This window comes from Streptomyces sp. NPDC087270, assembly GCF_044744625.1.
Taxonomy (GTDB): Bacteria; Actinomycetota; Actinomycetes; order Streptomycetales; family Streptomycetaceae; genus Actinacidiphila.
Map to the genome: position 1 here is coordinate 146,868 of NZ_JBIUYR010000010.1, position 24,990 is coordinate 171,857.

Genomic DNA, 24,990 nt, shown 5'->3' on the forward strand with positions numbered 1-24,990 from the left:
GACTTTGGAGCTGTCAGACTGATGGCAGTAGACACTTCGCGACACTTGAGGCAGGGCGATGGCGGAGCGCAGAGGACACCGCGGCATCGAGCTCCCAGACGAAGCACGGGTACCGCCTGGCGCGCACCGTGATCTTCTCATCGAGTTGCATAAGCTATACGTTGCGGCAGGGCGACCAGGCGTCCGTACGATTGCAAATGGGATAGTCGAAGACGATTCCCTGGCCGCGACTATCAACTATCGCACAGTTGGAAAGATTCTTAACGGTACGGTCTTGGCGTCTCGCAGGCAAATTCAGACAATTTCCGTATGGCTGGCGCGAGAAGCCAATGTCGAAGATTCACAGTACTCGATCAGTGCTTTGATGCGGCTCTGGCAAAGCGCAGAAGAGGCCAGACTTTCGGTGCTGAGGAGATCGGATATTGGCGAGGTTCGGTCGGAGACTTCACCCGATACACCTGAAATTGAAGGCGATGCGGATGTGCCGACTTCCAACCAAAATAAGGTTTCTGACACACCGGAAAAAGTTGATCTAGAGGCCGAGCGTAGGGTCTTGGCGGCGATGCTGAAGTCTCCCGACGCGACGGCTGACATAATCGAGATCATCTCGGCGCAAGATTTCTATGATCTAGACAACCGCGAGACATTCAGGGCGATCTGTCTACTTCATTCAGAAGATCCGCGATCCGTAAACTTTTCTGCTGTTGTGCACGAATTGCAAGACTACCGAGTTGGCGACTTCGATGGGGTGGGATATCTCCGTGGCATCGTCGAAATTGAGACGAATCCTCGGGACGCCGAGCGCGACGCGGAGATCATGCGGAGGGCTTCACTGCTCCGAGCTCTGAAAGAGGTGGGCGCTCGAATCGCAAGTATCGGCAGTACAGAGCTCCCGGACGCCGGGGGTGATGAAGATGCCTTGATCGACTCCGCTGAGGAAGAAGTCCAAAAACTAGTTCAGCGTTATAGCCCTAAATTGGATGCGGGCTATCGGTGGGAGGTTGTCCTGGATGAGATTGAGGCATTGGGAGCCATGCCTCATCACCCTTCCGGAGTTCCAAGTGGGTTTCCCAAACTAGATGCGATTATTGGAGGATTCAAGCCTGGAAAGTTGATTATCCTTGCTTCGGCCTCGGCGATAGGGAAATCAACATTGGGGCTTGACTTTATCCGGAGTTCTGCGATCGCACATAAAATGCCAAGTGCTATTTTTTCGCTGGAATCTGAGGAGGTGGAGATATCGAAGCGTGTATTAGCTGCTGAGTCACGTGTCCCAGTAAACCGAGTCAACTCGGGCACTTTGACGGATGACGACTGGACCAAAGTCGCGCGCCGGATGGCTGATGTGACAAGCGCCCCTCTGCATATATTTGACCAAACGGACCTTACGGTCGAGCTAGTGGTCAGGCAGTGTAGGAGGCTGTGGCGAAGACAGGGTCTGCGTTTGGCACTGGTAGACACGATCCAGGCCCTGTCTATGCAGCCTGAGCGTGGCGGTTCGGCTCTGAATCTCACTACGCTTCTGCATCAGTTTCGCACCATGGCTAGGGAGATCAACCTTCCTGTAATATGCACTGCGAGACTTGAATATCCCAACGGTCGTCCAGATGTACACGATCGCCGACCGAAGCTCGATTACCTGGCACCCGCCCTGGTTGAAATGGCGGATGTTGTGATACTTCTCCATCGTGAAGATGCTTACGATTTGGAATCACCCAGGGCAGGAGAGGCCGATCTCATAATAGCGAAGCACAGGGATGGTCCCACGGCCGTAGTAACAGTCGCCTTCCAAGGGCATTATTCCCGGTTTGTAGATATGGGTGAGAGCTGACTGTAAAATCTGAAGGATCTCATGGCGCGGTCTCAGTTCCGATGGCAGCCCTGTGCTGCCGTGCCCTCTCCCTGCCGGCGGTTGGACCGGTCTGGGCGATTTTGGAGTACAGGCGGTGCCAGACTAGAACAAGCAGAGAAAGCTCGCGAGCCATGGCGGCTGTCCCCGTTGGACCGCTTCGCTCCACTCGCGGTCAAGGTGGGCCTGACTGATGGGCCGTAACGAGAAACCCTAGTTGGAGCCACGGCCTCGGACGGCGCCGGGCGGTGACTGACGCGCGGCCCAAGCCGTCACCCATGCGGTTAGCGCTGTTCTGGACAGGCCAATTGGCGCGCCCAGAAGCCCTGCAGTCGCCTCATGATCAGTTCCTGCAGCGTTGCTTAACGAACTGGAACTTCGTAGACCACTTCGCACAGGTTGGCCGGGACCACGATGTCTGCCGTCTCGACCGGGCGGCCGTCTTCCGCGTAGTAGGTGCGGGTGATGTGCGTGGCCAGGGTGCCCTTCTGGACGCCGAGCAACGCGGCTTCCTCGGCGGTCACGGCTCGCGGTGAGGGTTGCTCCACCGCTCGCGTGACCGTCACCCCGATCTCGGCCATGCGGCGGACGACGCCGAGGCCGGCGTGGGGCCCGCCCTCGGGGAGGACGATCAGCGTGCCCGCCGTCAGGGCGTAGGGCTCCCAACTCGTGGAGAGCTGGGCGGGCTTGCCGTCGGCGAGGAATTCGTAGGCCGTGCGGACGCACAAGTCGCCCTCGGCGATGCCGAGTCGGGCCGCGATGTCGGCCGGGGCCGGCACCTTCGCGTCGGTGCGGCTCTCCCAGGAGCCGCGCTTGCCCAGGGCGGCCATGTCGGCTTGGAAGGGCGAACCGCCGACCTGTTCGCGGTAGAGGGAGCGGACGATCCGGAGCCGTTCGCGCGGCGCGGCCACGTACGTGCCGGAGCCGGCGCGGCCTTCGAGGGTACCCACGGAGATCAGCAGCTCTTGGGCGCGGCGGATGACGTTGTCGCCGACGCCGTAGGCCGCGGCGAGGTCGGCGCGCGACGGCAGGCGGTCCCCGGGCGTCCACTCCTGCTCGGCGATGCGCTTGCGGAGGGCGTCCGCGATCCGGAGATACGGCGGCTGATCAGGCATGTGGACAATCTAGTCCACTAGCTCTAATCTAGTGAACTAGCTTCACTGAGAGTGCTTGATTGGCAACGGAGGACCGTCTTGTGCTGCCACCTGAAGCGCGCATTGCCGACATCTGCGCGCGCCTGGCTGCCGTAGGGCTGACGCCCGAACGGACGGACGGCGGCGACCGCACGCGGATCGAGGCGCGGGTCCCGTCGGACTTCCCCACCGGGAGTTGGTCGGAGCTTTTGGCGGTCCTCGAAACGGCCGACCGGTTCGGCCTTGCCGACGGCGCCTCACGCGGTCGCCTGCTGTGGGCGGTCGTGTGCACAGACCCTCCCGAGGCGAGCCACGCCCCGGGGGGCCGGGACAGACCTGAACCGTAGGAGCTGATCCAATGCCCCATCTCTGCAACCGAGTTGTCGTGTGGATCGCGCGGCAACTCTTCCCGCCCGCCGGACGGCACAGGCAGCAACGCCTCTTGCGGAACGACCCGTTGGTGCCGATCGCCGATCCCGCGACTACCGAGTTCGTGACCCGCGTCGGGCCGCCGCCTCCGCACTGGAGCCTGATCCGCGCGGAGGAGACCGTACTCGTCCGCCCGTACGTCCTCGCCGCAGAACGACGGCTCGCCTCGGCGGTGCGGCTGTGACCGCGCGCCACCAGGTCGTGGCCGACGACCTGCGTCGCCTGATCACCGCGGGGGACTACGCCGAGGGAGAGCGGTTGCCTCCAGAGACCAGGCTCGCGGCGCGATACCACGTCAGCACGCCCACCTTGCGCGATGCTCTCGAACTCCTGCGAGCCGAGGGGCTGATCGCCAAGCACCAGGGTCGCGGAAACTTCGTCTGCCGAGCGCCCCAACGGCTCACCTACCCCTCGGCGGCCGACGACCTTGACGTCATCGTGAGCGCCCAGGCGACCACCGCCATCGGCGAGTTGGCCGATCACCTCGGCAGACCGCCCGACGAACCCCTCACCGAATACGTCCTGTTGAGCCACCGCGACGACGCCGTTCAGTCCCTCGCGCGCATCTACGTACCGCTGTCCGTGGCGAAGGAAGCCGGCGTGGTCCGGGTCACCCGATCCTCGCCGTGGGGCATGGAGTTGTTCGTCAGCCTCGCGGCCGGGTCCGGCAGTTCGATGGTGATCAGCACCGACCAGGTCACCGCCCGGTTCCCCACCGGCGCGGAAGCACAGTCGTTGCGCATCACCGCCCGTACGCCGCTCCTCGCGATCGAGCGCACCCTCAAAACCGACGAGGGACAGGTCCTCGCCTACGCCCTCGTCGTGCTGCCCGGTGACCGCGCCGAGGCAGCCTTCACCGTCCGGATCGGTACGGAATCACCCACCGAGGAGGTGCGCTGATGATGCGGTTGCTGCCGTGGCCCGGCGTCGACGGGAAACCGTGCTACCTGGACTCGGACGCCGCCGGCACGTCGTTTCTGTCCCGGCTCGCCGACAACCTGGAATCGGTCCAACTCGGGATGAGCCGCGAACTCCTGGACCACGTGCGGACCGACGTGTTGCAACGTCACGTCGATGAGATCGAGTTGAGCGTCGTCGTCTCGAACCTGTGCTCCGCGCTCACTGACGTGTTGCGGGTGGCCGAGTGTCGTGGCCAGCGCCTCCCGGCTCCGGATGACGACCTCGACCCCGAGGAGGCGGCCCGCATGACCGAGGTGGTGGGTGCCTTCACCAGCCGTGCCCTCACCCGTCGCGAGGCCCGCTGAGCGCCTGCCAGAGAGGAATTATGACCACTCAACGTGGTTCTCGTGCCGGGCCCGCACTGAGGTTCATCTGCGGTCGACGTGCCCTGATGTCCGAGGAACTGGCACGTACGGTGCTGAGCCTGGTGCCCGCCGACGACCCGTGCGCGTACACCCGCGAGGACGTGTTCGCCACGCTCGTCTGCACGATCGAAGCGCATGGGGGACCCGTGCACTACGGCGCCGCGCTGAACCTCCGAGGCCCGGACGCCGGGACGGTTTGGGCGCTCTGGCGGGAGGGCGAGACGGCACGCGCGGCCATCGAGATCCCCGACTGCCCGGCCGTCCGCGCGGAGGACGACGACGCGTGCAGCGAGTTCGCGGGCCACCCCGGCGGCCACAGTTGGACGCTGGGCGACCCGCCCCAGCCTGCCGAGCCCTTCCCGCTTCCGCGCCCTCTGCCGCTGTAGCCGACGGACAGCCCCGTCAACTCCCTTGCTCAAAGCCCCAAACCTCGAAGACAAGGAGCAACCTGCGCATGGTCAACGAGACCTCGGCCGACCCCGGCTCCGGCGACACCGCCGGGCCACCCTCCGCCACCCCGCGGAGATGGACCCTCACCACGATCGACGGCGCCACGATCCACGGCCACCTGCCCGGCTGGGCGGGAGCCGACCCCAGCGAACACAACGTGCCGACGAACGAGTTGGCCGACCGGCTCGCCGACATCCACCACACCGTCCGCTTTCCCGGTCAGACCCTGCCCGTCTATACCGCCGCCGCGCGCACGGGAAAGTCCGTCGAGCAGGAGATCCTGTCGTGCTCGGTCGACTGCACCCCGTACGCGAAGGACCCCGAACCCCGAGCCCCGGTCGCCAACTTGCACCTTTGCGAGGAGAACTGGATTCCCGACCTCGACCCGGACGGATTGGCCCGGGTCGCGGACCACTTCCGTGCGCAGGCCGACCGGATCGACCACCAGATACTGCCCATGCTCGTGGCCGCGTGTGAGGACTGGAACATCAACGGCGGTACGGTGCTGGGCCGATCGGATGAGTGACGCCACCAATCCCCCTGAACTCTCGCCGGAGGGAGACACGTCGATCCCCAGGCGCCGCGCCACCAACAGGCTTTACCAGGAGCCGGAAGCAGTCACCTGGGCGCGGAAGATGGCCGGTTTGACCAAGCGGGCGTTGGCCCAACGGGTAGGTATCTCAGAGCAGTTGATGGGCGAGATCGAGTCCGGCTGGCGCAGCGCCACCCCGGCGAACCTCATCAAGATCGCCGAGGCGCTGAACTGCCCACGCGTCGTCCTGGAACGCAAGCGCGTTCCTGATGACGGCCAGGACGCCGCCTGAACTGCCTCTGTAAGTCCCGCTCCTGCAAACCACGTTGGGCCCGGCCGCCGTACCGGGCCCAACGCTTTTCCGCGTCCGCAGCGCTTCTCTCCCTGTTGCTCCGCCGGCGCCCAAGGGCAACTACGGCAACGTCTCCGCGTCCACCCGGGAGAAGACGAGGTCGCTCTCGCCTGTGACGGGGCCTCGCCACCGTACGGGGACTGCTGAGGCGCCGCGCAGTGCGGCGGGGTACGAGGCTGCGGCGTACTCGTTGGCGAGCCGGTAGACGTGGAAGCCGGCGTCGCGCATCGTGTCGAGCAGTTCCTCGACCGAGTCGCCGAGTTGTTCCATGCGCTCCGGTGTGACCTCGACGGTGACCTCGGCGTCGGGTCGTAGGCGTTCGAGCATGGGGGCCATGCCCCGCACGACGCTGCCCTCGGCGCCCTCGACGTCGACCTTGACGACCCGCGCGCGGGTGATCTCCTCGTCGGTCAGTACGTCGGGGAGCGGGTGCGCGTCGATGTCGAAGACGGACTCGGTCGGGCCGTCCCAGGGGACGATGCTGTTCGCGCCCATGTTCGCCGAGCTGGCGAGGATGAACGTCAGCGTCTGGTCCTTGTCGGAGACGGCGGTGTGCACGGCGCGGATGTTCGTGCAGCCGTTGAGCCGCGCGTTCTGCTCTACACGGTCAAGGAAGGGGCGCGACGCCTCTATGGCGACGACGTGCCCGGTGGGGCCTACGAGTTGCGAGGCGAGCACGCTGAAGTAGCCGATGTTCGCGCCGACGTCGATGTACGTGTCCCCGGGCCCCAGGCGGTTGCGGAGCCAGTGGGTCATGCGCGGTTCCCACGTGCCGAACAGGTACAGGTAGCGCTGGATCAGGTCCTGCGTGTCGACGGCGAAGCGCGCGCCGCTCGCGGTTTCGGTGACGCGCCGGCGCGGCTCGTCCCGCAGGTGCGGGTTCAGCCAGCGGCCGGCGAGCGTGCCCTTGCCGAGGGTGCCGGGGGCGTTGCGCACGTACCAGCGGCCCAGGGTGACCAGGGCTTCCGAGGTGGGGTTGCTCATCCGTTCGCTCCTCCGCCGCACGCGCCGCACGCTGCCAGGGCACCCACCCTACGGGCGCGCGCCCGCGGCCACCGAGGGCCCCGCGACCCGGAAGCCCCGGAACCGCTCCCGCGTCGCCGTCCACCCTCCTAAAATCCTCAAGACGTCTTGATGACTCGGGGACCGGGGGTGGGCTTGAGCACGTCCGAGCAGTTGCTGACCATCGCCGCCGTCCTCCTGGGCGCCCTCACGACGTACGTCACCAACTACTGGACCGAGCGCCAGCGCATCCGCCGCGAACTGCTCACGCGCTGGGACACGAAGAAGCTCGAAGCGTACGAGAACTACATCGACCGCGTCCGCGCCGCCGTTTACCTCGCCGTCGAACTGTACGAACACCGCGAGGGCATCCGCGTCAGCGACGACCCCGAGTCCCGCCAACGGGCCGACCTCTACGAAGCCACCCACCTCCGCGGCCGGGCCTTCGAGCGCATCATGCTCCTGGCCGGCGACGAGGTGGTTGAGGCCGCCCACGCCCTGAACGCGGCGACCCTGGAGGTCGACTGGCAAGCCACCGGCAAGACGCCGGGCACCCTGGACGACTGGCGCGCCCGCAACCGGGCCGTGTTCGCAGCGATCAACGCCTTCCACGAAACCGCGCGGGTTGACCTGGGCGTCAGCGGCTCCGTGATGGGCGAGGTGCACCCGGAACGGGACCTTCTACTCCCCGATTCTCGATCCGCACAGGGCGAACACGAGGTCTGAAACTAGTTGGAGTCTAAACGTCACATCGCGGCCTTCGGAGGACCGGCCGGATAATAGGCTGACTCCACGATGTTTGCCGTAGTAGCTCTCTCATAGCTTGGGCGGCTTCTCGCGGGCTCTACGAATCGATTGATCGCTCGTGAAGCAGGTAGCTTTTCTCCTTTAAGCGGATTGGTAACCAAAATGTCGAGTGCAGGGGCTGCGGTGATGGCCGCCGTCGTGACGGCGCTTGCAACAACGGTAGTTCTGGAACTGACTGTAAAGCCATGGCTCGAAGCCCGTGGTGAGAGAGTAAAGGAGAGCCTCCGGGGCCGGTATCGCTTAGCTCGGCAGGCGGCAATTATTTTGGCCGCCTGCGACCGATTGGAAGCGGGGCGGCGGACGGCAGACGGAGCCACGGTGACAACGCGAGAATCGCGCGATGGTCGAATGGTAACAAGTACACACTTCAGAAGCATGGTTCAGAAGGTACATGTTGAAGAACGTCGTTGGCTTATTCAGCTTGATGAAGCAACCCAGGAGATCGTGGATAGCTATGAATCGGGTGGGCATTCTCTAGCTAAGCGCCTATTTAGTGATATATTTGCTGACTTTGCGCTCGCGACGCGTTGGGTCGTTGTGTCCGACCTGCCTTTGGAGACTAAAATTGCGCACCTGCGGGCGATGACGAATCCTGCCCGTACCTTGTTTTTCTCAAGTTGGCCCGTCTGGCTGCGCAGTGGTGGCGGATCAAATTCGGTTGAAATGGTGCGAGCTGAACTTAGGGTGGCCATTGATGCTGTCAGCCGTGGGAACTTGCTTTCCTACGAGCAGCCAACCCTGTTCGAAATCATGGATCAATATAGGCAAGATGAAGGCCGGCAAAGAGCCGGTGGGGATGATTTTGGAAATACGTTTCAGGATTAAGGTCGGCGCGAATGGACAATTTCACGCGGTTTGGATTCGCGCGACTTTATTGAAATATAGGTTTGCTCACTTTCGCAGTCGCACTGGCTGCCAGGCGTGTCGGCTGGTGCTCGGTGCTGCGTGCGCTCGAATCAAGATCAGGACGTGGCGCGGACGGGGGCACGTTGAGGTCTTCGGTATCGAAGGTCCAACCTGGTCTCAACTCAAGGCGGTTGAGCAACAAACGGGGACCGCACCGTGTGAAGCGCTCTTTCTCTCAGCCCTCACGGCTGCCCGACTGGCAGAGCCCTACCCCGAACTGCTAGCGGCTAGTTCTCACTTGCTCGCCGTCGGTCACTCGCCAGGCTGAGCACCCGACGGATACCCGAGGCGATTAGCCGAGCTCGTGGGATAGATGGAGTCTCAGTGTCTTTTGCTACCCGGCCTGTCAGCATGTCGTCATATACGTCAAGAAGAATCATGGCGCACGCTAAAACCGGATGTATTCTGCATGACGTACCTATTTCCCCGCTTTACTAGGCTTCCGGTAACCGATACAGAAGCACCGCTTTCATGTGCCCGCGTGGCGACAGAGTAATCCTCTTCTGCCAGATCGAGCCAAATCCTTCTCAAGCGATCGTTGAATCCACCTTCAACGATGCCGGCGATGCTGACTTCTCCTGGACCCAGTTTGCCTTCGCGATGGAGCCTTACTACTGCGCCGATAACAGTGACGTCATCCTCTGGGGCAGCGGCACGCAAGTCTTGCGCCGCCTCAGTAAGCACAACCACCTGATCCCGATTGAGAACTATTGGCGCCTCCGGTTCGACAGGGCGGGACAATGCCCACGAGAAGTCAATGCGGGCTCCCCCTCCCTCCCTGGAAGTAAATCCGGTGAGTGCTTCGCAAAGGTTGGCGTTGACGCCCAACTCTGCGCGCCTCGTGAAAGCCTCGATTCCCTCGCGACGTTGAATCACCTCGTCGGCAGCCGAAATTGCAGCGCGGGTAGCCTCGCGTAATTTGAGGGACACGCGCCGTTGAAACGGCTGGTTGAGAAGCCTTATCTGCGGGTGGTCAACTTCGATCGCCGTTTGCCCGATTAGGGGGGGCACCGGGATGTAGACAGTCAGAACATAACTGCCTTCAAAGGTTGGCCCGAGGCGAACGGCGCGCATGAAGTCTAGCGCAGCAGCGGGCTTCCGCGCCGGCTGTACGAGGCGCGCCTTTCCGGAGGTTGCGGAAACGGCGCCAGACAGAACCCATTGCCGTAGACTCTCGAATGCCCTGACGCCTTCATTAATAGGCGTAGTTCCCGGGTCTGCGTCGGGATCTGTATGTACAAATTGTACGTCTGCATCAGAAACGGAGATCTCAAGGGCAATCTGCGCTTCATTTCGCCCTTCGGCAACTGCAAGAGTCTTGAGCATGCTGCTCAGATACGAAGAGTATCCCCTCATGCTGCGATGCCGGGGGACGAATACTTCGAATGCTTCGTCATGTGCGACCCAGAGGGTCCCGCCAGAGTCGTCTTGCGGCTGCCATCCACGCGAGGTTAAGTAGAGGGAGATGCGTTGAGGATCGCCAGATAGAGCGTAGCGGAAGTCTCCTACATTTGTAATCAACTAGAACGACCCCCTTCGATAACGCCACCCTTGACTAACTGCGTTAAGCTGTCGACTGTCAGTAGATTCACCGTCGGGACGTGAACCGTTTTGTATGCCTGAGAGTCGGGATCTATCGGCTCCCGATCCATCAAGTCGACCCAATATATCGCGTGATGGAAGTTGCTCGAACCGGGTGTCGAAGTAACATAATCTGCTTTAGATGCGGGGGTGTGTACCAGAAACAGATATCGTCGAGTGGGTAATTCGATCCCAACTCGGCCGATAAGGTCATTATAGTTTTTTACGGGGATAGAATAGGCGAAGCAATCGCGAACGTAAGAAGGATTGCAGCAGGATTTTACCTGTGCCTCGATCAGTGGGTAGCGCATAGTGCTTGCCCTACCGGGGAATCCAATCTGGATGTCGACTCCGTCCACATCCAATACGCGCTTGCCCGGGTTAAGGCCGGCCGCGCACGATAGGGCCCAAACTAGTCCTTCGGCGAAATGTCCCTGCCAGACTTCGCTGTTTAAGCCCACCTGATCTCCCCCCGCCGCGGACGGCAGTCTCGCAGCCTCAGGCAGTCATTTTGGTCCGACGAGCGAGGCCGCGCAATAGGGCGACCAGCTCACACGTCCTGACCAGCAACTACCGGCCCGAACACGTCGACGGCACGCGGATCGTCGATCCCACCCGGGGCCCCGCCGGCCGTGGCGGGGGGTTTCGTGTGCTGTACGACGCCGGTTGCGAGACTTGCCGCATGAAGAAGCAAATCTTCGCCTGGATGCCTACGGCGGAGGAAGCGGACCTGCTCAAACGGGGAACCCTTCGCGCCGCGTCCCTGCTCGGGCCCCACCGCGCTGGGCGGTCACGACTTGCGAGACGGACGGCGCCGCGGACCGGTACTTGCGAGGCTTCGCGTCATCGTCGTGATGACCGGTGCCAACAGCTCCACGTCCAAAGCTCGAATGCCTCGGCGTGAGGTAGGTGTACTTTTTCGAGTTCATCCAATCGACTTAGTCAAAGTCAGAATAATCGACTTACCCGTGTTCTCACGGCGTCCACAACTGACTTCTTTTTTGCATCGGCGTGTAGACTGCGTGTTGCTCTGCGGAAAACATGGCTTGAGCTACGTCTAGATTGGCAACATGCGCCATGCCATCCGGGACTTCAATTCGATAGTCGTTGACAATCGCAGAGTAGCTACGGAATTTCTGTGGCACGGGTAGTGGGCCAAGCCATGCGTGGAAGTTACGCCCGCCCAGCTTATCTGTGCTCAATCCTTTTGTTTTTCCTTTGATGTACAGAACTCTATACATCTCCCGCTCTGCTCCGAAAGTTATCGCAGAGGCTCGGACTCCCCATTTCCAGCACGAGACGCCGACGAATCTGAAGTTGCTCGGCAATACTTCCTGGAGCATGGAGTCGGGGCGGTAGGCCAGTACGTTGTTGGTGCCTACAAAAATTCCATTATCGAGAACCTCTTGTGGTACTGGAGCAAGGGGGAATCTACTGAAGCAATCTGCGTAAGCGTCTGCGAGTAGCATGGAACGGTAATGCGTATCCAGCAGCCAGATGAGCTTGAAAAATTGTTCTTCGATGTCAGCATCCTTCGTAAGGATGATGGTGCTGACTCCAGTTGACAGAGCCCGGTGAATCGCTGCAAATACTAGCTTTTCGTCGGTTCCTCGGGTGTCGCCAATTCCTTTCATGGAGAGCTTTGCCGCCCGCTCGCCAAATACCTTCTGGGCTATTGCGTACGGCGTAATAGGTGTGCCGTTTTTGTCTTTTGCGGATTGCGCTTCTTCGATAATCGAAGGCATGGCAATTGCCCTCCTTCGAGCGCGAAGGAGGGCGACGTAGTAATCTTTCGCCAATTGATCGATACTCGTCAGTTCCGAGTCGTCAATGACCGTGAGGCGTTCACTCTTGGTCGCGATCATCTGGCTGACCGGATGGTTGGGACGGATGGCGAGCCATGGTGTAAGTTCTTCGCGAACTTCAGTCGTGATGAAGAACTTTCCGGGGTGATTTGCCAGCGCTTCCCAGAGCTTGGGATCGGCGTCATCTTCAAAGATGCTGTTGTCGCAAAAGAATTGCTTATCGTTTGCTCCGGCCACGGCATCTACTATGGCGGAGCTGGAGACCTGTGAGCCGTAACCGACTCGAAAGGAGAGTCGGGCCACGAAGGTGGGGTCTGCGAACGTCTTTTCGGGCACTTCGACGATGCCGGTTTGATACTTTCGGCTATGCATATGGTGCAGAGTTGGTGAGATCCTGCTCATTAAGGAAGAGTGTCCCAGAATCACCTTTGCGTCAACGGATTTGCCAGATTCTGTGGGCTCGTGCGACTCGGGGTTGGTGTATCGACTTGGACGACCGCCCGTGGTCGGCTCTACTGTCCGCAACGGCAGAAGCTGTCGGATGGTCTTGGTCGACCGAAATCCGATGCCGAGTGGCCTGCTCCGCTGGCCCGTCTTACGCAACTAGTCGGAAGGGACCGAGCAATGCAGCGAAAGCTTGATCGTCCCCCCAGCGGCCCCCGACTGAAGGAGGTTGCGGGAAAATACCTGGTCAGGAGGGGTGAAGCCGGTTCACTGTAAATCCGTCGGCTTAGCCTACCGTGGTTCGAATCCACGTGCCGCCACACCATGAAGAGGCCCCTCACCTGCGCTCGCGCGGGGGAGGGGCCCTTTGGCGTATCGGGGCTCCTCCCGGCTCGCCGTGGGGGTCGGCCCACCGCATCCTGGGTCCATGAGCGAGCCAACGCCGGGGCAGGACCCCGGTCCGGAGCGGAAGGAGCCCCGCGGAGGGCCAGCCGCGGGGCCGGCGCCCGAGCCGCACGGACATGTGCACCCTCCTCCGCCGCGAAGGAGGCGGAAGCGGCCGTGGGTCCTGCTCGCCGCGGCCGTGGTCTTCTTCGGCGGCATCATCGCCATCGCGGCCGTCGTCCGCGGTGACGCGGGCAAGTCGGTCACCGTGAGATACCGCGTCACCGGCACCGCCCGCGACGTGACCATCGGGTACCCCACCTGGCACGACGACACCATCTCGACGACCAAGGTGACGGCGAAGACGCTGCCGTGGCAGAAGGAGTTGACGACGAAGAGTTTCGTCAAGGGCGGCTCGCTCTCCCTGACCCTGGGACCGGGCGGCGGCACGGCGACCTGTTCCGTCGTGGTCGACAACGGCAAGGCGCACACGGCCACCGCGACCGGCCCCTCCGCGACCGTCGACTGCAACGGCTTCTGACCCCCCGACCCTCCGGTCCCGATCCGAACGCCCGTGGCATGGAAACGCCCTGTCCGGCCTTCAGATGCCGTACGCGCCCGGCGGCACCCCGTGTGCCGCCGCGTACGGGGTCAGCGCGATGACCCCGGTCCCGCGCGAGGGCGTGTCAGGCCCGATGGCGGGTTCGAGGGCGAGCGGGCTCACCCCCAAGGCGCGGGCGATGTCCGGTGCCATCTCGTACGCCTCGTGCGTCCACGTGTCCTCGTCCTCCTCGCTCTCCTGGGCCGGGTCCCATTCGGGCCGCAGGCCCACTTTCGTGCGGTGCTCACGTTCGAACGCGAGGGGCTCGCCGAGGGTCAGCAACTCGTCGTCGGCCTCGCCCGATTCGCAGTAGCGCCGCACCACGGCGCCGCGCTCGGCGACGAGCCAGGCGGAGCCGTCTCCCTGGCCTCCCCAGTAGTACGCCTGGGCCTGGCCGTAGCGTGCGCTCAGTTCGGTGCACAGGCGCAGGACGTCCGCGCTCCGCTCCTCGTGGCACGGGCTGCACCATGCGCCGAGGACGAGGGTCCAACCGTCGAGTTCAGGGGTCACGAAGACCCGGGAGTAGGCGGAGTCGTCGTGGCAGTGGCCGTCGGAGTCGATGACCTCGTGGGCGAGCTTGAAGGTCGCGGACCTGGGGTCGGTCAGGCCCAGGACCGCCATGACTCCTGCCTGGTCCCCACTCGGAACGGCGATCCAGTGGTTCCAGCAGGCCCAGATCCCCGTCGGTCTGTCGTCCTGGAGCCTGATCCTGATGAGCCGTTCGACCGCGGCCACGTCAGCGGTGGACAGCGCCGCCTCCCCGCCGATGTCCGCGAGCACGGTCAGCGCCCGCGCCCGCAGCCGGCCCGGCCCGCGCCTGCGGACGTCCTGGAGCAGCGGTACCACCTCCTGCCCGTGGTGGACCAGCAGGAACTGCGCCTTCCTGGCGATCTCCGGGTCCGGGTCGACGAGCAACGGCAGCACGGCGGGGAGTGCGGTCCGCCCGGCTTCGTCGCATCCCCGGACGCCTTCGACAGCCGCGGCCCGGATGAACGGCTCGTTGCTCGCGAGCGCCGTCCGGTAGTGGTCGAGAGCGGCCGGGCCGAAGGAGGAGAACGCGTAGCCCAACCGACTCCGGGACGCCTCGGCAGGTGCCGACCGGAATCCCTGCCACAGTCCCTCCAGCGCCCCGCTGCCGATCCGTTGGAGCACTTCGCGGATCTGCCGCGGCCCCACCGGGGAGTCGCCGTCCGCCAACTCCCGCACCAGCGGCTCCACCGCTTCCGCGCCCAGCGCCACCAGGGCGTTCGCGGCCGCCTCACGTGTGTCGTCCGACGCGAGGCCCCGTATCGGATCTGTCGCCACTCCGGCCCCCTCTGCCTGCCCGTGATCGTCCCCGGCTTCAGCATCGCGCACGGGTCCGACACTCGGCCGCCACCGATTCCGCCACCGATTCCGGCACCGACTCCGCCACCGATTCCGGCACCGCCGCTGACCCCGATGTCGCTGTGACCGTCGGGGCAGAGGAGACCGGCTCCGACGAGCGCGGAGGACCCCGGAGAACCGGTGCGGCGGGCTCAGAGGCCGGGGATGCCCTCCTGGTCGACCTCGAACCGGCCGGGGCGCCGCACACTCGCGTTCCCGCCCAACTTGCGCCGGCAGTTCTCCCCGAGCCCCCATGCGCGGCTCTCCGCGTCGGACAGCGGATGCCCGCACATGCCGCAGAGCACCACCCGCCGCCCGGCAGCCGCCAGTTCCTCGTCGGTGGCGAGGCCGGGGAGCGGGGCGTCGGAGGGCATGAGGACAGTGTGCGCGATACCCCGGCCGCCGCGGGAATCCGGTCGCGCCGGACGGGTGGTGCCTGGCAGGCTCGGCGGCGTGGATCACGCGGAGGTGTTGCTCATCGGCGGGCGGGCCGGCGTCGGGAAGTCGACGGTGGCGTGGGAGGTTTCGGCGGGCCTGCGGGGAGCGGAGGTGCCGCACGCGGTGGTGGAGGGCGACTTCATGGGGCAGGTGCACCCGGCGCCGGAGGGGGACCCTGACCGCTCGCGGATCACCGAGCGCAATCTGGCGGCGCTGTGGGCGAACTACGCCCGGCTCGGCTACCGGCGCCTGGTCTACACGAACACCGCGAGCGTGCTGCCCGAGTCGGCCGCGATGTTCACCCGCGCGATGGGCGCGGACCTGCGGATCGTACGGGTCCTGCTCACCGCGTCCGACGCCACCGCCACCGCGCGGCTGACGGGCCGCGAACTCGGTTCGGAGCTGGAGCGGGAGGTGGGCAACAGCATCCGCAAGGCCCGCCTCCTGGACGAGCGGACCCCGGCGGACGCCGTACGCGTGGCCACCGACGGCAGAACGGTCCCCGACATCGCCCGCGAGGTGCTCGCCGCCACGGGCTGGATCACCGCGCGGAGTTGACGGGATCACCGCGCGGAGTTGACGGGATCACCGCGCGGAGTTGACGGTGGCCGCGCGGAGTTGCCGGCACCGCGTGGAGCTGGCAGCGCCGCACCGCAGGTCTCAGACGGGCGTGCCGCCACCGGTGCTGACGGTGTGGCGGACCTTGTCCACGGCCTTCTGGTAGAGCGCGGAGGCGAGTTGGGGCGAGTCGCCGGCGATCTGGAAGAACGTGTAGCCGACCAGGACCGGGCCGACGCGCCCGAACGCCATGTACCCGTTGACCTGCACGCCGCTCAACTTCCCTTCCATACGCGTCGCCGTGCTCTCGCCGCCGCCGAAGCGGATCGGCTTCAGGGTGAGGGCGAGCCGGGTGCCGCCCTCGGTGAGGGTGAGGTCGCGGCAGGAGGTGAGCGCGGCCTTGGCCCGTGCGTAGACGGCGCCCTCCTTGGCCGACGTGCCCGCGGTCAGCTCTTCGCTCAGCAGCGGCCCGGTCTGGCCGCCGCTGAAGTCGGCCTCCTGCGTCCCCGCTCCGGGCGGCGCTTCCAGCACCTTCACCAGCGCCGGGCAGCCGGAGATCCCGTCGCCGCCGACGCCGCCACCGCCGCCGGTCGAGTCCGCACCGCTCAGCCCGGTGTCCCCGGGGGTCAGCAGCGCCGCCTTCAGCTCGGACGGGCTCGGTGCCGGTCCCTCGCCGCTCCGCGCCCCGGTGGCGGCCCCCGCGGTGTCGGCGGCCACCGTCCCGCCGAGGACGGCCGCAGCGGTGAGCACCGCGGCCGTACACATCAGACGGTTCCTGCGCACCCCGTGTCGACGACGCGTCCCCAGCATGGCGTCTCCCTAGGACTCGGCACCCGGTCCACCTTCCCGGCCAGTGTGCGCCGACCCCCGCCGTACCGCATTGTCAGAGCCCCCGACCGCCCGGCCGCCTGGGTTCATGACACTCCGTGACGGTACGGTCGCGCCGGTCGCGGCCACCTGTCTTCTGGCTGACGGCACCGGCGGTTCTGACGGCCCCGTCGGTCAGGACGCTGACTTCTCCTGCGCCGCCTTCTGGACGTACTCGTCGGTGTAGGTCTTCGCCAGGTCGATCTTGTGACCCTTGACGGCCGGGTCGATCGCGTTCAGCACCCGCAGTACGGTCTGCGGCGCGTCGGCCGGCATCTGGCCGGTGGGGTTGTACATGCCCATCTCGTTGGCCAGCGCCTGGATGTACTGGTCCTTGCCGCTGCCGGAGTAGAAGTCGGCCGGGACCTGGGCGGTGATCTGCGCGGCCGAGTGCGACTCCATCCACTGGAGCGTCTGGTAGATCGCGTTGACCATCTTCTGCGTGGTGTCCTTGTGGCTGTTCGCCCACGCCGTCTGGACGGTCAGCGCGGTGCCCGGGTACGGGCCGCCGAGGGCGGCCTTGGTGCCGGCGGCCGTGCGCATGTCGGCGACGATCGTGCCGAGGTGCTTCTTCAGCAGGGTCGAGATCGTCGGTTCGGTGGTGACACCGGCGTCGACCCGGTTGTGCTGGAAGGCCGCCACGAAGGTGGGCCCGGCGGCCACGGCCACCAGATGGGTCTGGGCCAGCGGGATGTTGTTGTGGACCGCCAGGTAGGAGCCGATGTTGGAGCTGGCCGAACCGAGCGAGGTCACCCCGACCGTCTTGCCCCGCAGGTCCGCCGGGGACTTGAGCGACTTCTCGTTCGCGCGGGTCATCTCGACCATGCCGGGCGCCTGGAGCAACTGGACGACCGCTTCGGTGTTCTTGCCCTTGGCCTGGAGGTCGAGGTTGTGGTCGAAGAACCCGATCATGCCCTGGACGTCGCCCTTGAGCAGCGCGTCGGAGACCTGCGGGGTGCTCTGCAGGTTGTCGATCTTGACGTCCAGCCCCTGCTTCGTGAAGTAGCCCATCCGCTCGGCCAGGATGAGCGGGAGGTAACTCTGGTTCGCCTGGTTCGACAGGGCGATGGTCACCTTCGTCAGGGAGCCCTCGCTCGCCGCGTCAGTGCTGCCGGACTTGTCGTCCGAGCAGGCCGTCACCCCTGTAGCCAGGAACGTCGTCGCGGCTATGAGAACGATCTTCTTGCGCCACATGAGCCTTGCTTTCTTCTCGGGAGCGGACGCGCCGCCGGCCGTCTTCGGCCGTGCCGCGTTCCGCCGGTCATTGCGGGGTGGACATGCGTCAGGGAGTTCACGTCGATCGCCGGGTCAGGCTCCCGCGCCGGACCGCTGCGGGCGCGGTTGCCACCGCAGCAGGCGCCGTTCGAGGAGCGTGATCAGGCCCTCGGCCGCCAGGGCGAACGCGGCGGTGATGACCAGGCCCGCGTAGACGCCGTCGGGGTCGAAATTCGCCTGCGCCTGGAAGATGAGCAGCCCGAGGCCCTGCTGCGCCCCGAGCAGTTCCCCCACGATCGCGCCGGTGACCGCGAAGCCGAACGCGACGTGCAGGCTGGTGGTGATCCAGCTCAGCGCGGACGGGACGACGACCTGCAAGGTCACCTTGGCGTTCCCGGCGCCGAGGATGCGGGCGTTGGCGATGAGGTTGCGGTCCACCTCGCGGGCGCCCTGGAAGGCGTTGAAGAACACGCCGAAGAAGACCAGCACCGCCGACAGCGTGACCTTGGAACTGATCCCGAGGCCGAACCAGATCGCGAACACCGACCCGAGCAGGATGCGCGGTATCGAGTTCAGCGTCTTGATATAGGGGGCGAAGACGTCGGCCAGGAAGCGCAGCCGACCCAGCAGGATGCCGAACACGACGCCGAGGGTCACGCCGATCCCGAAGCCCATCAGCGTCTCCTGGAGCGTCACCCACACCTGGTCCCACAGCGAGCCCTGCGAGGTGCCGTGGCGTACCCAGTCCCACAACTTCGAGCAGATGCCGGACGGTTCGCCGGTGTAGAACCTGTCGATCGTTCCCGCCGAGGCGAGCCACTGCCACAGCCCGACGAACAGGGCGAGGACGAGGACCCGGGTCAGGTTGACCAGCACGTGGCGCCGCAGCCGTTGCCGCCGGGCCGTGGACCCGGTTCGGGCCTCGCTCTTCGACGGTTCGGGGCGGGCGGTGCGGTCCGCGGCGTCACCTGCGGCATCACCCGTGGCTTCACCGCTCGCGCCGTCGGTCACTTCCTCGACCGCGTCACCGGTCGCGCCCTCGGCCGTACTGGTGGTGTCGGGATCGGCGTCCGCCGTATCGGCAGTGGACCGGGGACCGTGCACGTTCATGCGCTCTTGCCTCTTCCGGCGGGGGTGGGTCAGGCCGCGGTCTCGGGCGTCGCGGTCACGGTGCGGCGGTAGGCGACCTGGACCTCGTCGCGCAGCGATTCCCAGATCCGCTCGTGGAGCTTGACGAAATCGGGGGTGTGCCGGATCTCGCGTGGATTCCTCGGCCGGGGGAGATCGATCTCGAACGTCTCCTTCACGGTGGCCGGTCCCGCCGTCATGACCACGACCTTGTCGGCGAGCGAGATCGCCTCCTCCAGGTCGTGGGTGACGAACACCACCGACGGGCGGGTCTGGTCCCACAGGGAGAGGAGCTCGTCCGACATGATCTGGCGGGTCTGCACGTCCAGGCCGGCGAACGGCTCGTCCATGAGGAGCACGCGCGGCCGGTTGATCATCGTCTGGGCGAGTGCGACCCGCTTGCGCATCCCGCCGGAGAGCTGGTGCGGGTGGTACCGCTCGAACCCCGTCAGGCCCACCCGGCCTATCCAGTCGGTGGCCTCGGCGTGTGCCTCCCGGCGTGACGCGCCGCGGAAGCGGGGGCCGGCCGCCACGTTGCCGAGCACCGTCTTCCAGGGGAACACCGCGTCGGTCTGGAAGACGAAGCCGACGTCCTTCCCGATGCCGTCCACCGGGCGGCCGTCGATGAGCACCTCGCCGGTGTCCGGCCGGTCCAGGCCGCAGATCAGCGACAGCGTGGTCGACTTACCGCAGCCGGTGGGACCGACGACCGCGGTGAACTCGCCGGCCGCCACCGAGAAATTGACGTCGCGCAGGACATCGTGATTGCCGCCCTGCGGCGTGTTGAAATGTTTGGTCACATTGCGCATCACGATAGGAGGCGTCGTCGGTTGCGGCGATGTGACCGACCCATTGGTGTCTGCACGCTGGGATTCGCTTGTCACGCGAGTGAGGCTGCCAGAACCCGGCGCGGGACAACAACCTCGCCGAACAAGGGTCCACTGACTTAAGCGCGGGCAGGGCGCCTATCTGCGGCTCCTCTCCGCACGACGACCTCCCCGTGTCCGGAGAAAATCCGCAAAGTGTGCTTTCTGTGCATTGTCGACGATGGTTAGACGCGGCGCGTTCTTCGGAGGTAACTTCTAGCGATGACGTTCCGTTATCTCGGCATACCGTCTGAAACCCCCCTTCCGGACCGGCTTGCGCTGCGCATGCTCGTACAGACTTTCCGGCCGGAACTAATGGATCGGCTGGTGGACAAAGCCGAGCGGAGAGAGCGCCGCAGACGGCTGCTGCCCGCGCGGCTCATGATGTATTTCGCTCTCGCGATGTGGCTCTTCGGGACCTCTTCCTACGAGGAGGTGCTCGCCAAGCTGACCGGCGGCCTCCCGGAGATGTTCCAGGACGCCGGTGACCTGGCCTCCGCTGCCGCGATCGCCCGGGCCCGCATGCGGCTGGGCGTCGAACCGCTCAAGGAACTCTGCGCCCACGTGGCCGCGTCGGCCGGGCAGCCGGGACCGCCGGGCACCGAGCGGGTGTTCGCCTTCGAGAGCGTCGCCATGGAGGTGCCGGACACGCCCGCGAACCGGGCCGCGTACGTGCTGCCCGGCGTCGACGGGGAGGCGACGGGCGAGGCGACGGGGGACGGCGAGCGCGGCGACGGCGCCGACCGCGGCGACCGGACGAGGAGACCTACGAAGGGTCGCGCCCTGGACGTGTGGCTGGTCTCGCTCACCGAGTGCCGGATGTGCCTCTCCGTCGCCTCGGCGATCGCCCCCAGCCCGGAGTTGGGTATCGAGGGCATCATCGCCGAATGGCCGCACGACCTCCTCGGCGCGGGGGCGCTGGTGGTCGGCGAACGTGAGGCGGTCCCCACGGCGATGTGGAACGCGCTGGCCGCGGCCGGCGCCCATCAGATCTGGCGGCTGGACGGCCGCACCGACACCGCGCGGCCCCTGCCGGTGGTGCGCGCGCTGCCCGACGGGTCGTACCTGTCGAAGCTGCCGCCGGACGGCCGGGCCGCGGGTGCCGAGCCGGGTGCGGAGTTGGGGGCGGAGTTGGGTGCGGGGGCCGTCGTCCGCGTGGTGCCGTGCGGACCCTCCGCTTCCGCTCCCGGCCGGTCGCGGGGACCGGCCGGGAGCGCTCCGGTGCTGGTCACGTCGTTCCTCGACGATTCGGTGACGGCGGGCGAGATCACGGCACGGCACGAGAGTGTGGCGGAGATGTGCCGAAACGGTGTCGGCCGGTTCGCCGATCAGATCGCGGGGCTGCGGGTGGTATTGCGGTCGAAAAGTCCCGAACTCGTCCGGCAGGAAATATATGCGATGCTCTGCACGTATCACGCCGTCGGGCACCTGCTATCCCCGATGCATTCGGCGGACCAGCTTTCGGTCGAAGCGCGCGGACGGACGGTGTGACCGGGGGAGACCTCTTAAGTCAGTAGCGAGATCCTTTGCTCCCGCGGGCGTGCGTGTGCTGCAATGAGGTCCCCGACCAGCGCGCGGAAGTAACGCGCCGGCGACTTGGTGTGTACCTGAGTCGAGCGCTTGTTGTGGTGAACCGAATGACCGAGCGCCGCCGCGTCATGCTGCGACGTTATGAGGGTTGAGGGTTAGTAAATGGAAGACCAGGGGCCTCGCGAAGCCGGCTATCCGTTGACGTGCGGGGACCGCTTGGCGCAGCACAATGTGGCGATGCCGTGACAACGGCACGGAGATCCCGTTCCGCTTCCGCACCGAAGTGGATCACCGCCACCGGCGGAAAGGTCCTCGCCCGGCTGCACGTCAAGCGCCACCTGGGCGACTGGCGGCTCCGCAGCCGCATGCTGGTCCTGGTGCTGGTCCCGCTGATCGCGATCATCCCGCTCGTCGGTGTGCGCGTGGTCTCCGAGGTCGGCAGCCTCCGGTCCGCGGCGCACATCCAGGGGCAGACGCAGCTCGCCCGGCAGATCTCCACCCTGGTCGGCGCGCTCGACGACGAGCGCGACCTCACCGAGGTCGCGCTCAACGGGTCGGGCGTCGCCCGGGACAAGGAACTGACGGCGGCCCAGCGGACCACCGACGCGCAGGTGCGGGAGTTCGACGAGAGCCTGCGCCGGCAGCAGGACAGCGTCGACGCCCTGCCCGCCATGGTGCGCCAGCTCGGCGCGCGCGGGGAGGCCCGGCTCGGTGACCTGAGCCCGCTGCGTGCCTCCGCGCAGGGCCTCGCGGCCGGCGCCGGCACGCCGACCTTCAGCGCGTACAGCACGATCATCGGCGACCTGCTCGACTTCAGCGACCAGCTCGCCGCGGTCAGCTCCGATCACACGCTCGGCAGCCTGGTCGCCACGCTCTCCTCGATCGAGCAGATCGAGCAGCAGACGTCGAGCGAGCGCGGCTACCTCGTCGACGTGCTCGACAGCGGCGGCTTCACGCTGGAGCAGAAGGAGAACATCGAGCAGGCGCAGTTCGAGACGGCCGGCGACGCGCTCGCCAACAACGCGCCGACCTCGCTCCTCAACCTGTACCAGTCGACGGTCAGCGGCGACAAGGTCGGTGCGGCCGACGGCACCGTCCAGGCGGTCTCCACCGCCGCGCAGGAGGACATCCCGCTCGCCGACCTGGGGATCAGCAAGGCCACCGCGTTCAACCAGCTGACGGACAAGCTCGACGCGGTGCGGATCGTCGAGCGGCAGGCCGTCGCGGACATGAACGACCGCGCCTCGCACCTGCTGTCGGCCGGGCGGACCCAGCTCTACGAGAACATCGCGATCATCGTCGCGGTGGTCGCGCTGTCCTTCCTCGGCGCCCTGGTCCTCGCCAGGTCCGTCGTACGCCCGCTGCGCCGGCTGCGCGTCTCCGCGCTGGACGTCGCGGACAACCGGCTGCCCGAGGCCGTGCGCCGGCTTCGTGACGTGGAGCCCGCGGAGACCGACGAGCCGGTGCAGGTCCAGCCGATCGAGTTGCAGACGCAGGACGAGGTCGGCCAGGTGGCGCGCGCCTTCGACCGCGTGCACTTCGAGGCGGTCCGGCTCGCCACCGAGCAGGCGAGGATGCGCAGCAACGTCAACGCGATCTTCACCAACCTCTCGCGCCGCAGCGAGAGCCTGGTGCTGCGGCAACTCCAGCTCATCGACGACCTGGAGAACAGCGAGCAGAACCCGAGCCAGCTCGCCAGCCTGTTCCAGCTCGACCACCTCGCGACCCGGATGCGCCGCAACAACGAGAACCTCCTGGTGCTCGCCGGCGAGGAGCAGAGCCGCCGCTGGAACCAGCCGGTGTCGCTGTTCGACCTGGTCCGCGCCGCCACCGCCGAGGTCGAGCAGTACGAACGCGTGATGCTGTACGAACTGCCCGACGTGGCGGTGGCCGGCCATGCCGCGACCGACGTCGTCCACCTGGTGGCCGAACTCATCGAGAACGCCACCGCGTTCTCCGGCCCCGAGACCCAGGTGCTGGTGGGCGCCAAGATGCTCACCTCCGGCGATGTCGTGCTGGACATCGCGGACGCGGGCATCGGCATCCGGCCCGAGGAGCTGAACCGGATCAACCGGCGGCTCGCCGAGCCGCCCGTGCTCGACGTGGCGACCTCCCGCCGGATGGGTCTGTTCGTCGTCGGGCGGCTGGCGGCCAAGTACGGCATCCAGGTGCGGCTGACCGGGTCCGGCCGGACCGGCCTCAACGCGCTGATCCGGATACCGCCGGCCCTGCTGCTGCCGGTCAGCGAGATCGACGCGGGCATGGGACCGGCGTTCGACCAGGCCACCATGCGCCCCGGCCCGTACGACCTCCCCGAGCCCGGCACGCTCCCCGCCCGGGGCCCGTCGTCGGCGGTCGGCGACCCGCGGTTCGGCGACCCGCGGGCCACTGACCCGCGGTTCGGCGACCCGCGGTTCGACACTTCCTACGGTCCGGCGGTGGAGACCGGTGCGGGCGCGCGGCGCCTTGAGGAGGCGCCGTCCGGGCGCCACTCGGGTCCGCCCGACGGCGGCTTCCCGTGGTTCAACGAGGAGGAGCAGGCGGCGGGGCAGTCCGGCCACGGATTCTCCTGGTTCGCGCAGCCGGTCGAGGAGCACCCGCTTCCGGGCGGTATGGACGGCCGGCCGGCGATGGAAGGACCTCCGCAGGCCGGGTCCCACGTGGCGGGCAGTCACACGGCGGGCGCCCGTATACCCGACGCGCCGCAGCCCGGCCGGCACGCGTACCCGGACCCGGCGCCCGGCGGCCACGGGTCCGAGCGGCTGCCGATCTTCGAGTCGACGAGGTCGGGGTGGCCCGGCCCGGAGAGCGGCCAGGGACAGCCGGACCGCGGGCAGCCGACCCGTGGTCTGCCGGACCCCGGCCGGCCGGCGATGGGCGGGCCGCAACCGGCGCAGTCCGGGCCCGCCCCGCTCCCGCAGCGGCCCCAGCCCCAACCCCCGCGGTCCGCGCAGCCCCAGCCGCAATCCCAGCCGCAATCCCAGGCACAGCCGCAAATCCAGCAGTCCGCGCAGCCCCAGCCGCAGCCTTCCCGGGACGGCGCCCACCCGTCGCCTTCGTGGGCGCGGCCCGACACCAGCCCGCGCCCCGGGGCCGGCGGAGAAGCCGGGCCGTCGACCGGCGGTTCGGTGGTCGGAGGTTCGACCGCTCAGGGACTGCCCCGGCGCGTGCCCTTCGGCAACCTCGCCCCCGGCGCGGGGGCACGCGACAGGGCGGCACAGCCGCACGCGGCGCCGGTCGCACCGCGCCAGGCCGACCTGATGCGAGAGCGGCTGTCGAGCTTCCACCAAGGCGTCAGGCGAGGGAAGGACGGCGCCGAGCGCGGCGACGGGTCCGAGCGTGACGACGGGCGCGGCCGGTCACCGGGCGGATCGGGTCCGGTATGAGCGGGTCGCCGTCCCCTCTGCCCGCAGCGCCCTCGGC

Annotated in this window: 24 protein-coding genes and 1 pseudogene; 14 read left to right on the top strand and 11 right to left on the bottom strand. The window is 66.4% G+C overall.

Going from position 1 to position 24,990, the window contains the following annotated elements; all coding sequences use genetic code 11:
* Window positions 1-274 precede the first annotated feature (274 nt).
* Entirely contained in the window at window positions 275-1,831 is a 1,557-nt protein-coding gene (locus ACIPAE_RS21180) for a replicative DNA helicase (RefSeq protein ID WP_402447143.1), read from the top strand.
* A 380-nt stretch (window positions 1,832-2,211) separates the two neighbouring features.
* Here the strand turns inward: ACIPAE_RS21180 and ACIPAE_RS21185 are convergent, their stop codons facing one another.
* Complete coding sequence (locus ACIPAE_RS21185) at window positions 2,212-2,964, bottom strand: GntR family transcriptional regulator (RefSeq protein ID WP_402447144.1); 753 nt, start codon at window positions 2,962-2,964, stop codon at window positions 2,212-2,214.
* Between the two features lie 460 nt (window positions 2,965-3,424).
* On the opposite strand from ACIPAE_RS21185, the gene ACIPAE_RS21190 reads away from it, so the two are divergent.
* The 6 genes from ACIPAE_RS21190 to ACIPAE_RS21215 all read left to right on the top strand — a co-directional run bounded on the left by ACIPAE_RS21190 (window position 3,425) and on the right by ACIPAE_RS21215 (window position 6,010).
* Window positions 3,425-3,595 (top strand): hypothetical protein, encoded by a 171-nt coding sequence (locus ACIPAE_RS21190; protein ID WP_402447147.1) that lies wholly within the window; start codon window positions 3,425-3,427, stop codon window positions 3,593-3,595.
* On the top strand, window positions 3,592-4,311 hold the full coding sequence (locus ACIPAE_RS21195) for a GntR family transcriptional regulator (protein WP_402447149.1): 720 nt from the start codon (window positions 3,592-3,594) through the stop codon (window positions 4,309-4,311). The genes ACIPAE_RS21190 and ACIPAE_RS21195 overlap by 4 nt, the downstream gene beginning before the upstream one ends.
* Window positions 4,311-4,676: a hypothetical protein gene (locus tag ACIPAE_RS21200; RefSeq protein ID WP_402447152.1), complete on the top strand. Its 366-nt coding sequence runs from the start codon at window positions 4,311-4,313 to the stop codon at window positions 4,674-4,676. Before ACIPAE_RS21195 ends, ACIPAE_RS21200 begins: the two co-directional genes overlap by 1 nt.
* An 86-nt stretch (window positions 4,677-4,762) precedes the next feature.
* Window positions 4,763-5,122, top strand: coding sequence for a hypothetical protein (locus ACIPAE_RS21205; RefSeq protein WP_402447155.1), 360 nt, complete (start codon window positions 4,763-4,765; stop codon window positions 5,120-5,122).
* Between the two features lie 68 nt (window positions 5,123-5,190).
* On the top strand, window positions 5,191-5,712 hold the full coding sequence (locus ACIPAE_RS21210; protein WP_402447158.1) for a DUF6907 domain-containing protein: 522 nt from the start codon (window positions 5,191-5,193) through the stop codon (window positions 5,710-5,712).
* Window positions 5,705-6,010, top strand: a complete 306-nt coding sequence (locus ACIPAE_RS21215; RefSeq protein ID WP_402447161.1) for a helix-turn-helix domain-containing protein — start codon at window positions 5,705-5,707, stop codon at window positions 6,008-6,010. The genes ACIPAE_RS21210 and ACIPAE_RS21215 overlap by 8 nt, the downstream gene beginning before the upstream one ends.
* 120 nt (window positions 6,011-6,130) lie before the next feature.
* Here ACIPAE_RS21215 and ACIPAE_RS21220 read toward each other — a convergent pair whose 3' ends face one another.
* The gene (locus ACIPAE_RS21220) at window positions 6,131-7,054 is read right to left on the bottom strand and encodes an FkbM family methyltransferase (protein WP_402447163.1); all 924 of its coding nucleotides are present in this window, start codon (window positions 7,052-7,054) and stop codon (window positions 6,131-6,133) included.
* Between the two features lie 168 nt (window positions 7,055-7,222).
* Here ACIPAE_RS21220 and ACIPAE_RS21225 point away from each other — a divergent pair, with 168 nt between their 5' ends.
* From ACIPAE_RS21225 to ACIPAE_RS21235, 3 genes and pseudogenes are all read left to right on the top strand, one after another.
* Window positions 7,223-7,798, top strand: a complete 576-nt coding sequence (locus ACIPAE_RS21225; protein WP_402447165.1) for a hypothetical protein — start codon at window positions 7,223-7,225, stop codon at window positions 7,796-7,798.
* Window positions 7,799-8,254: 456 nt separating this feature from the next.
* Complete coding sequence (locus ACIPAE_RS21230) at window positions 8,255-8,704, top strand: hypothetical protein (protein ID WP_402447168.1); 450 nt, start codon at window positions 8,255-8,257, stop codon at window positions 8,702-8,704.
* 151 nt (window positions 8,705-8,855) lie between these two features.
* Window positions 8,856-9,053 (top strand): annotated as a pseudogene (locus ACIPAE_RS21235) (SAM-dependent methyltransferase); the annotation flags it as partial.
* Window positions 9,054-9,151: 98 nt separating this feature from the next.
* Here the strand turns inward: ACIPAE_RS21235 and ACIPAE_RS21240 are convergent.
* From ACIPAE_RS21240 to ACIPAE_RS21250, 3 genes are all read right to left on the bottom strand, one after another.
* The gene (locus tag ACIPAE_RS21240; protein WP_402447170.1) at window positions 9,152-10,111 is read right to left on the bottom strand and encodes a hypothetical protein; all 960 of its coding nucleotides are present in this window, start codon (window positions 10,109-10,111) and stop codon (window positions 9,152-9,154) included.
* Window positions 10,112-10,302: 191 nt separating this feature from the next.
* The gene (locus tag ACIPAE_RS21245) at window positions 10,303-10,827 is read right to left on the bottom strand and encodes a DUF4365 domain-containing protein (protein ID WP_402447172.1); all 525 of its coding nucleotides are present in this window, start codon (window positions 10,825-10,827) and stop codon (window positions 10,303-10,305) included.
* Window positions 10,828-11,340: 513 nt separating this feature from the next.
* Complete coding sequence (locus ACIPAE_RS21250) at window positions 11,341-12,573, bottom strand: hypothetical protein (RefSeq protein WP_402447175.1); 1,233 nt, start codon at window positions 12,571-12,573, stop codon at window positions 11,341-11,343.
* A gap of 469 nt (window positions 12,574-13,042) precedes the next feature.
* On the opposite strand from ACIPAE_RS21250, the gene ACIPAE_RS21255 reads away from it, so the two are divergent.
* Window positions 13,043-13,540, top strand: coding sequence for a hypothetical protein (locus ACIPAE_RS21255; RefSeq protein WP_329365892.1), 498 nt, complete (start codon window positions 13,043-13,045; stop codon window positions 13,538-13,540).
* 60 nt (window positions 13,541-13,600) lie between these two features.
* Here ACIPAE_RS21255 and ACIPAE_RS21260 read toward each other — a convergent pair whose 3' ends face one another.
* Window positions 13,601-14,905, bottom strand: coding sequence for a HEAT repeat domain-containing protein (locus ACIPAE_RS21260; protein ID WP_402447178.1), 1,305 nt, complete (start codon window positions 14,903-14,905; stop codon window positions 13,601-13,603).
* A 212-nt stretch (window positions 14,906-15,117) separates the two neighbouring features.
* Window positions 15,118-15,339: a DUF6011 domain-containing protein gene (locus tag ACIPAE_RS21265; protein WP_329365887.1), complete on the bottom strand. Its 222-nt coding sequence runs from the start codon at window positions 15,337-15,339 to the stop codon at window positions 15,118-15,120.
* A gap of 79 nt (window positions 15,340-15,418) precedes the next feature.
* Here ACIPAE_RS21265 and ACIPAE_RS21270 point away from each other — a divergent pair, with 79 nt between their 5' ends.
* The gene (locus tag ACIPAE_RS21270) at window positions 15,419-15,961 is read left to right on the top strand and encodes an AAA family ATPase (protein WP_402447182.1); all 543 of its coding nucleotides are present in this window, start codon (window positions 15,419-15,421) and stop codon (window positions 15,959-15,961) included.
* Window positions 15,962-16,063: 102 nt separating this feature from the next.
* On the opposite strand, the gene ACIPAE_RS21275 is transcribed toward ACIPAE_RS21270, so the two are convergent.
* From ACIPAE_RS21275 to ACIPAE_RS21290, 4 genes are all read right to left on the bottom strand, one after another.
* Window positions 16,064-16,726 carry a hypothetical protein gene (locus tag ACIPAE_RS21275; protein ID WP_402447185.1) on the bottom strand — a complete coding sequence of 221 codons (663 nt, stop codon included), beginning with the start codon at window positions 16,724-16,726 and terminating at the stop codon, window positions 16,064-16,066.
* A gap of 237 nt (window positions 16,727-16,963) precedes the next feature.
* Entirely contained in the window at window positions 16,964-18,022 is a 1,059-nt protein-coding gene (locus ACIPAE_RS21280) for an ABC transporter substrate-binding protein (protein WP_329365881.1), read from the bottom strand.
* A 114-nt stretch (window positions 18,023-18,136) separates the two neighbouring features.
* On the bottom strand, window positions 18,137-19,153 hold the full coding sequence (locus ACIPAE_RS21285) for an ABC transporter permease (protein ID WP_402447188.1): 1,017 nt from the start codon (window positions 19,151-19,153) through the stop codon (window positions 18,137-18,139).
* 29 nt (window positions 19,154-19,182) lie between these two features.
* Window positions 19,183-19,980 carry an ABC transporter ATP-binding protein gene (locus ACIPAE_RS21290; protein ID WP_329365877.1) on the bottom strand — a complete coding sequence of 266 codons (798 nt, stop codon included), beginning with the start codon at window positions 19,978-19,980 and terminating at the stop codon, window positions 19,183-19,185.
* 279 nt (window positions 19,981-20,259) lie between these two features.
* Between ACIPAE_RS21290 and ACIPAE_RS21295 the strand changes: the two genes are divergently transcribed.
* Together ACIPAE_RS21295 and ACIPAE_RS21300 are read left to right on the top strand one after the other, a co-directional pair.
* Window positions 20,260-21,528 (top strand): transposase domain-containing protein, encoded by a 1,269-nt coding sequence (locus tag ACIPAE_RS21295; RefSeq protein WP_402447195.1) that lies wholly within the window; start codon window positions 20,260-20,262, stop codon window positions 21,526-21,528.
* Window positions 21,529-21,809: 281 nt separating this feature from the next.
* Entirely contained in the window at window positions 21,810-24,953 is a 3,144-nt protein-coding gene (locus ACIPAE_RS21300) for a nitrate- and nitrite sensing domain-containing protein (RefSeq protein ID WP_402447198.1), read from the top strand.
* The last annotated feature ends 37 nt before the right edge of the window (window positions 24,954-24,990 follow it).

Excerpts from the sequence above, each read along its gene's own strand:
- ACIPAE_RS21205 (WP_402447155.1), top strand. The coding sequence starts at position 4,763 with ATGTCCGAGGAACTGGCACGTACGGTGCTGAGCCTGGTGCCCGCCGAC.
- ACIPAE_RS21250 (WP_402447175.1), bottom strand. The coding sequence starts at position 12,573 with ATGAGCAGGATCTCACCAACTCTGCACCATATGCATAGCCGAAAGTAT.
- ACIPAE_RS21210 (WP_402447158.1), top strand. The coding sequence starts at position 5,191 with ATGGTCAACGAGACCTCGGCCGACCCCGGCTCCGGCGACACCGCCGGG.
- ACIPAE_RS21295 (WP_402447195.1), top strand. The coding sequence starts at position 20,260 with ATGACGTTCCGTTATCTCGGCATACCGTCTGAAACCCCCCTTCCGGAC.
- ACIPAE_RS21290 (WP_329365877.1), bottom strand. The coding sequence starts at position 19,980 with ATGCGCAATGTGACCAAACATTTCAACACGCCGCAGGGCGGCAATCAC.
- ACIPAE_RS21185 (WP_402447144.1), bottom strand. The coding sequence starts at position 2,964 with ATGCCTGATCAGCCGCCGTATCTCCGGATCGCGGACGCCCTCCGCAAG.
- ACIPAE_RS21220 (WP_402447163.1), bottom strand. The coding sequence starts at position 7,054 with ATGAGCAACCCCACCTCGGAAGCCCTGGTCACCCTGGGCCGCTGGTAC.
- ACIPAE_RS21200 (WP_402447152.1), top strand. The coding sequence starts at position 4,311 with ATGATGCGGTTGCTGCCGTGGCCCGGCGTCGACGGGAAACCGTGCTAC.
- ACIPAE_RS21275 (WP_402447185.1), bottom strand. The coding sequence starts at position 16,726 with ATGTGTACGGCCGCGGTGCTCACCGCTGCGGCCGTCCTCGGCGGGACG.
- ACIPAE_RS21265 (WP_329365887.1), bottom strand. The coding sequence starts at position 15,339 with ATGCCCTCCGACGCCCCGCTCCCCGGCCTCGCCACCGACGAGGAACTG.
- ACIPAE_RS21255 (WP_329365892.1), top strand. The coding sequence starts at position 13,043 with ATGAGCGAGCCAACGCCGGGGCAGGACCCCGGTCCGGAGCGGAAGGAG.
- ACIPAE_RS21215 (WP_402447161.1), top strand. The coding sequence starts at position 5,705 with ATGAGTGACGCCACCAATCCCCCTGAACTCTCGCCGGAGGGAGACACG.
- ACIPAE_RS21240 (WP_402447170.1), bottom strand. The coding sequence starts at position 10,111 with ATGCTCAAGACTCTTGCAGTTGCCGAAGGGCGAAATGAAGCGCAGATT.
- ACIPAE_RS21280 (WP_329365881.1), bottom strand. The coding sequence starts at position 18,022 with ATGTGGCGCAAGAAGATCGTTCTCATAGCCGCGACGACGTTCCTGGCT.
- ACIPAE_RS21285 (WP_402447188.1), bottom strand. The coding sequence starts at position 19,153 with ATGAACGTGCACGGTCCCCGGTCCACTGCCGATACGGCGGACGCCGAT.
- ACIPAE_RS21230 (WP_402447168.1), top strand. The coding sequence starts at position 8,255 with ATGGTTCAGAAGGTACATGTTGAAGAACGTCGTTGGCTTATTCAGCTT.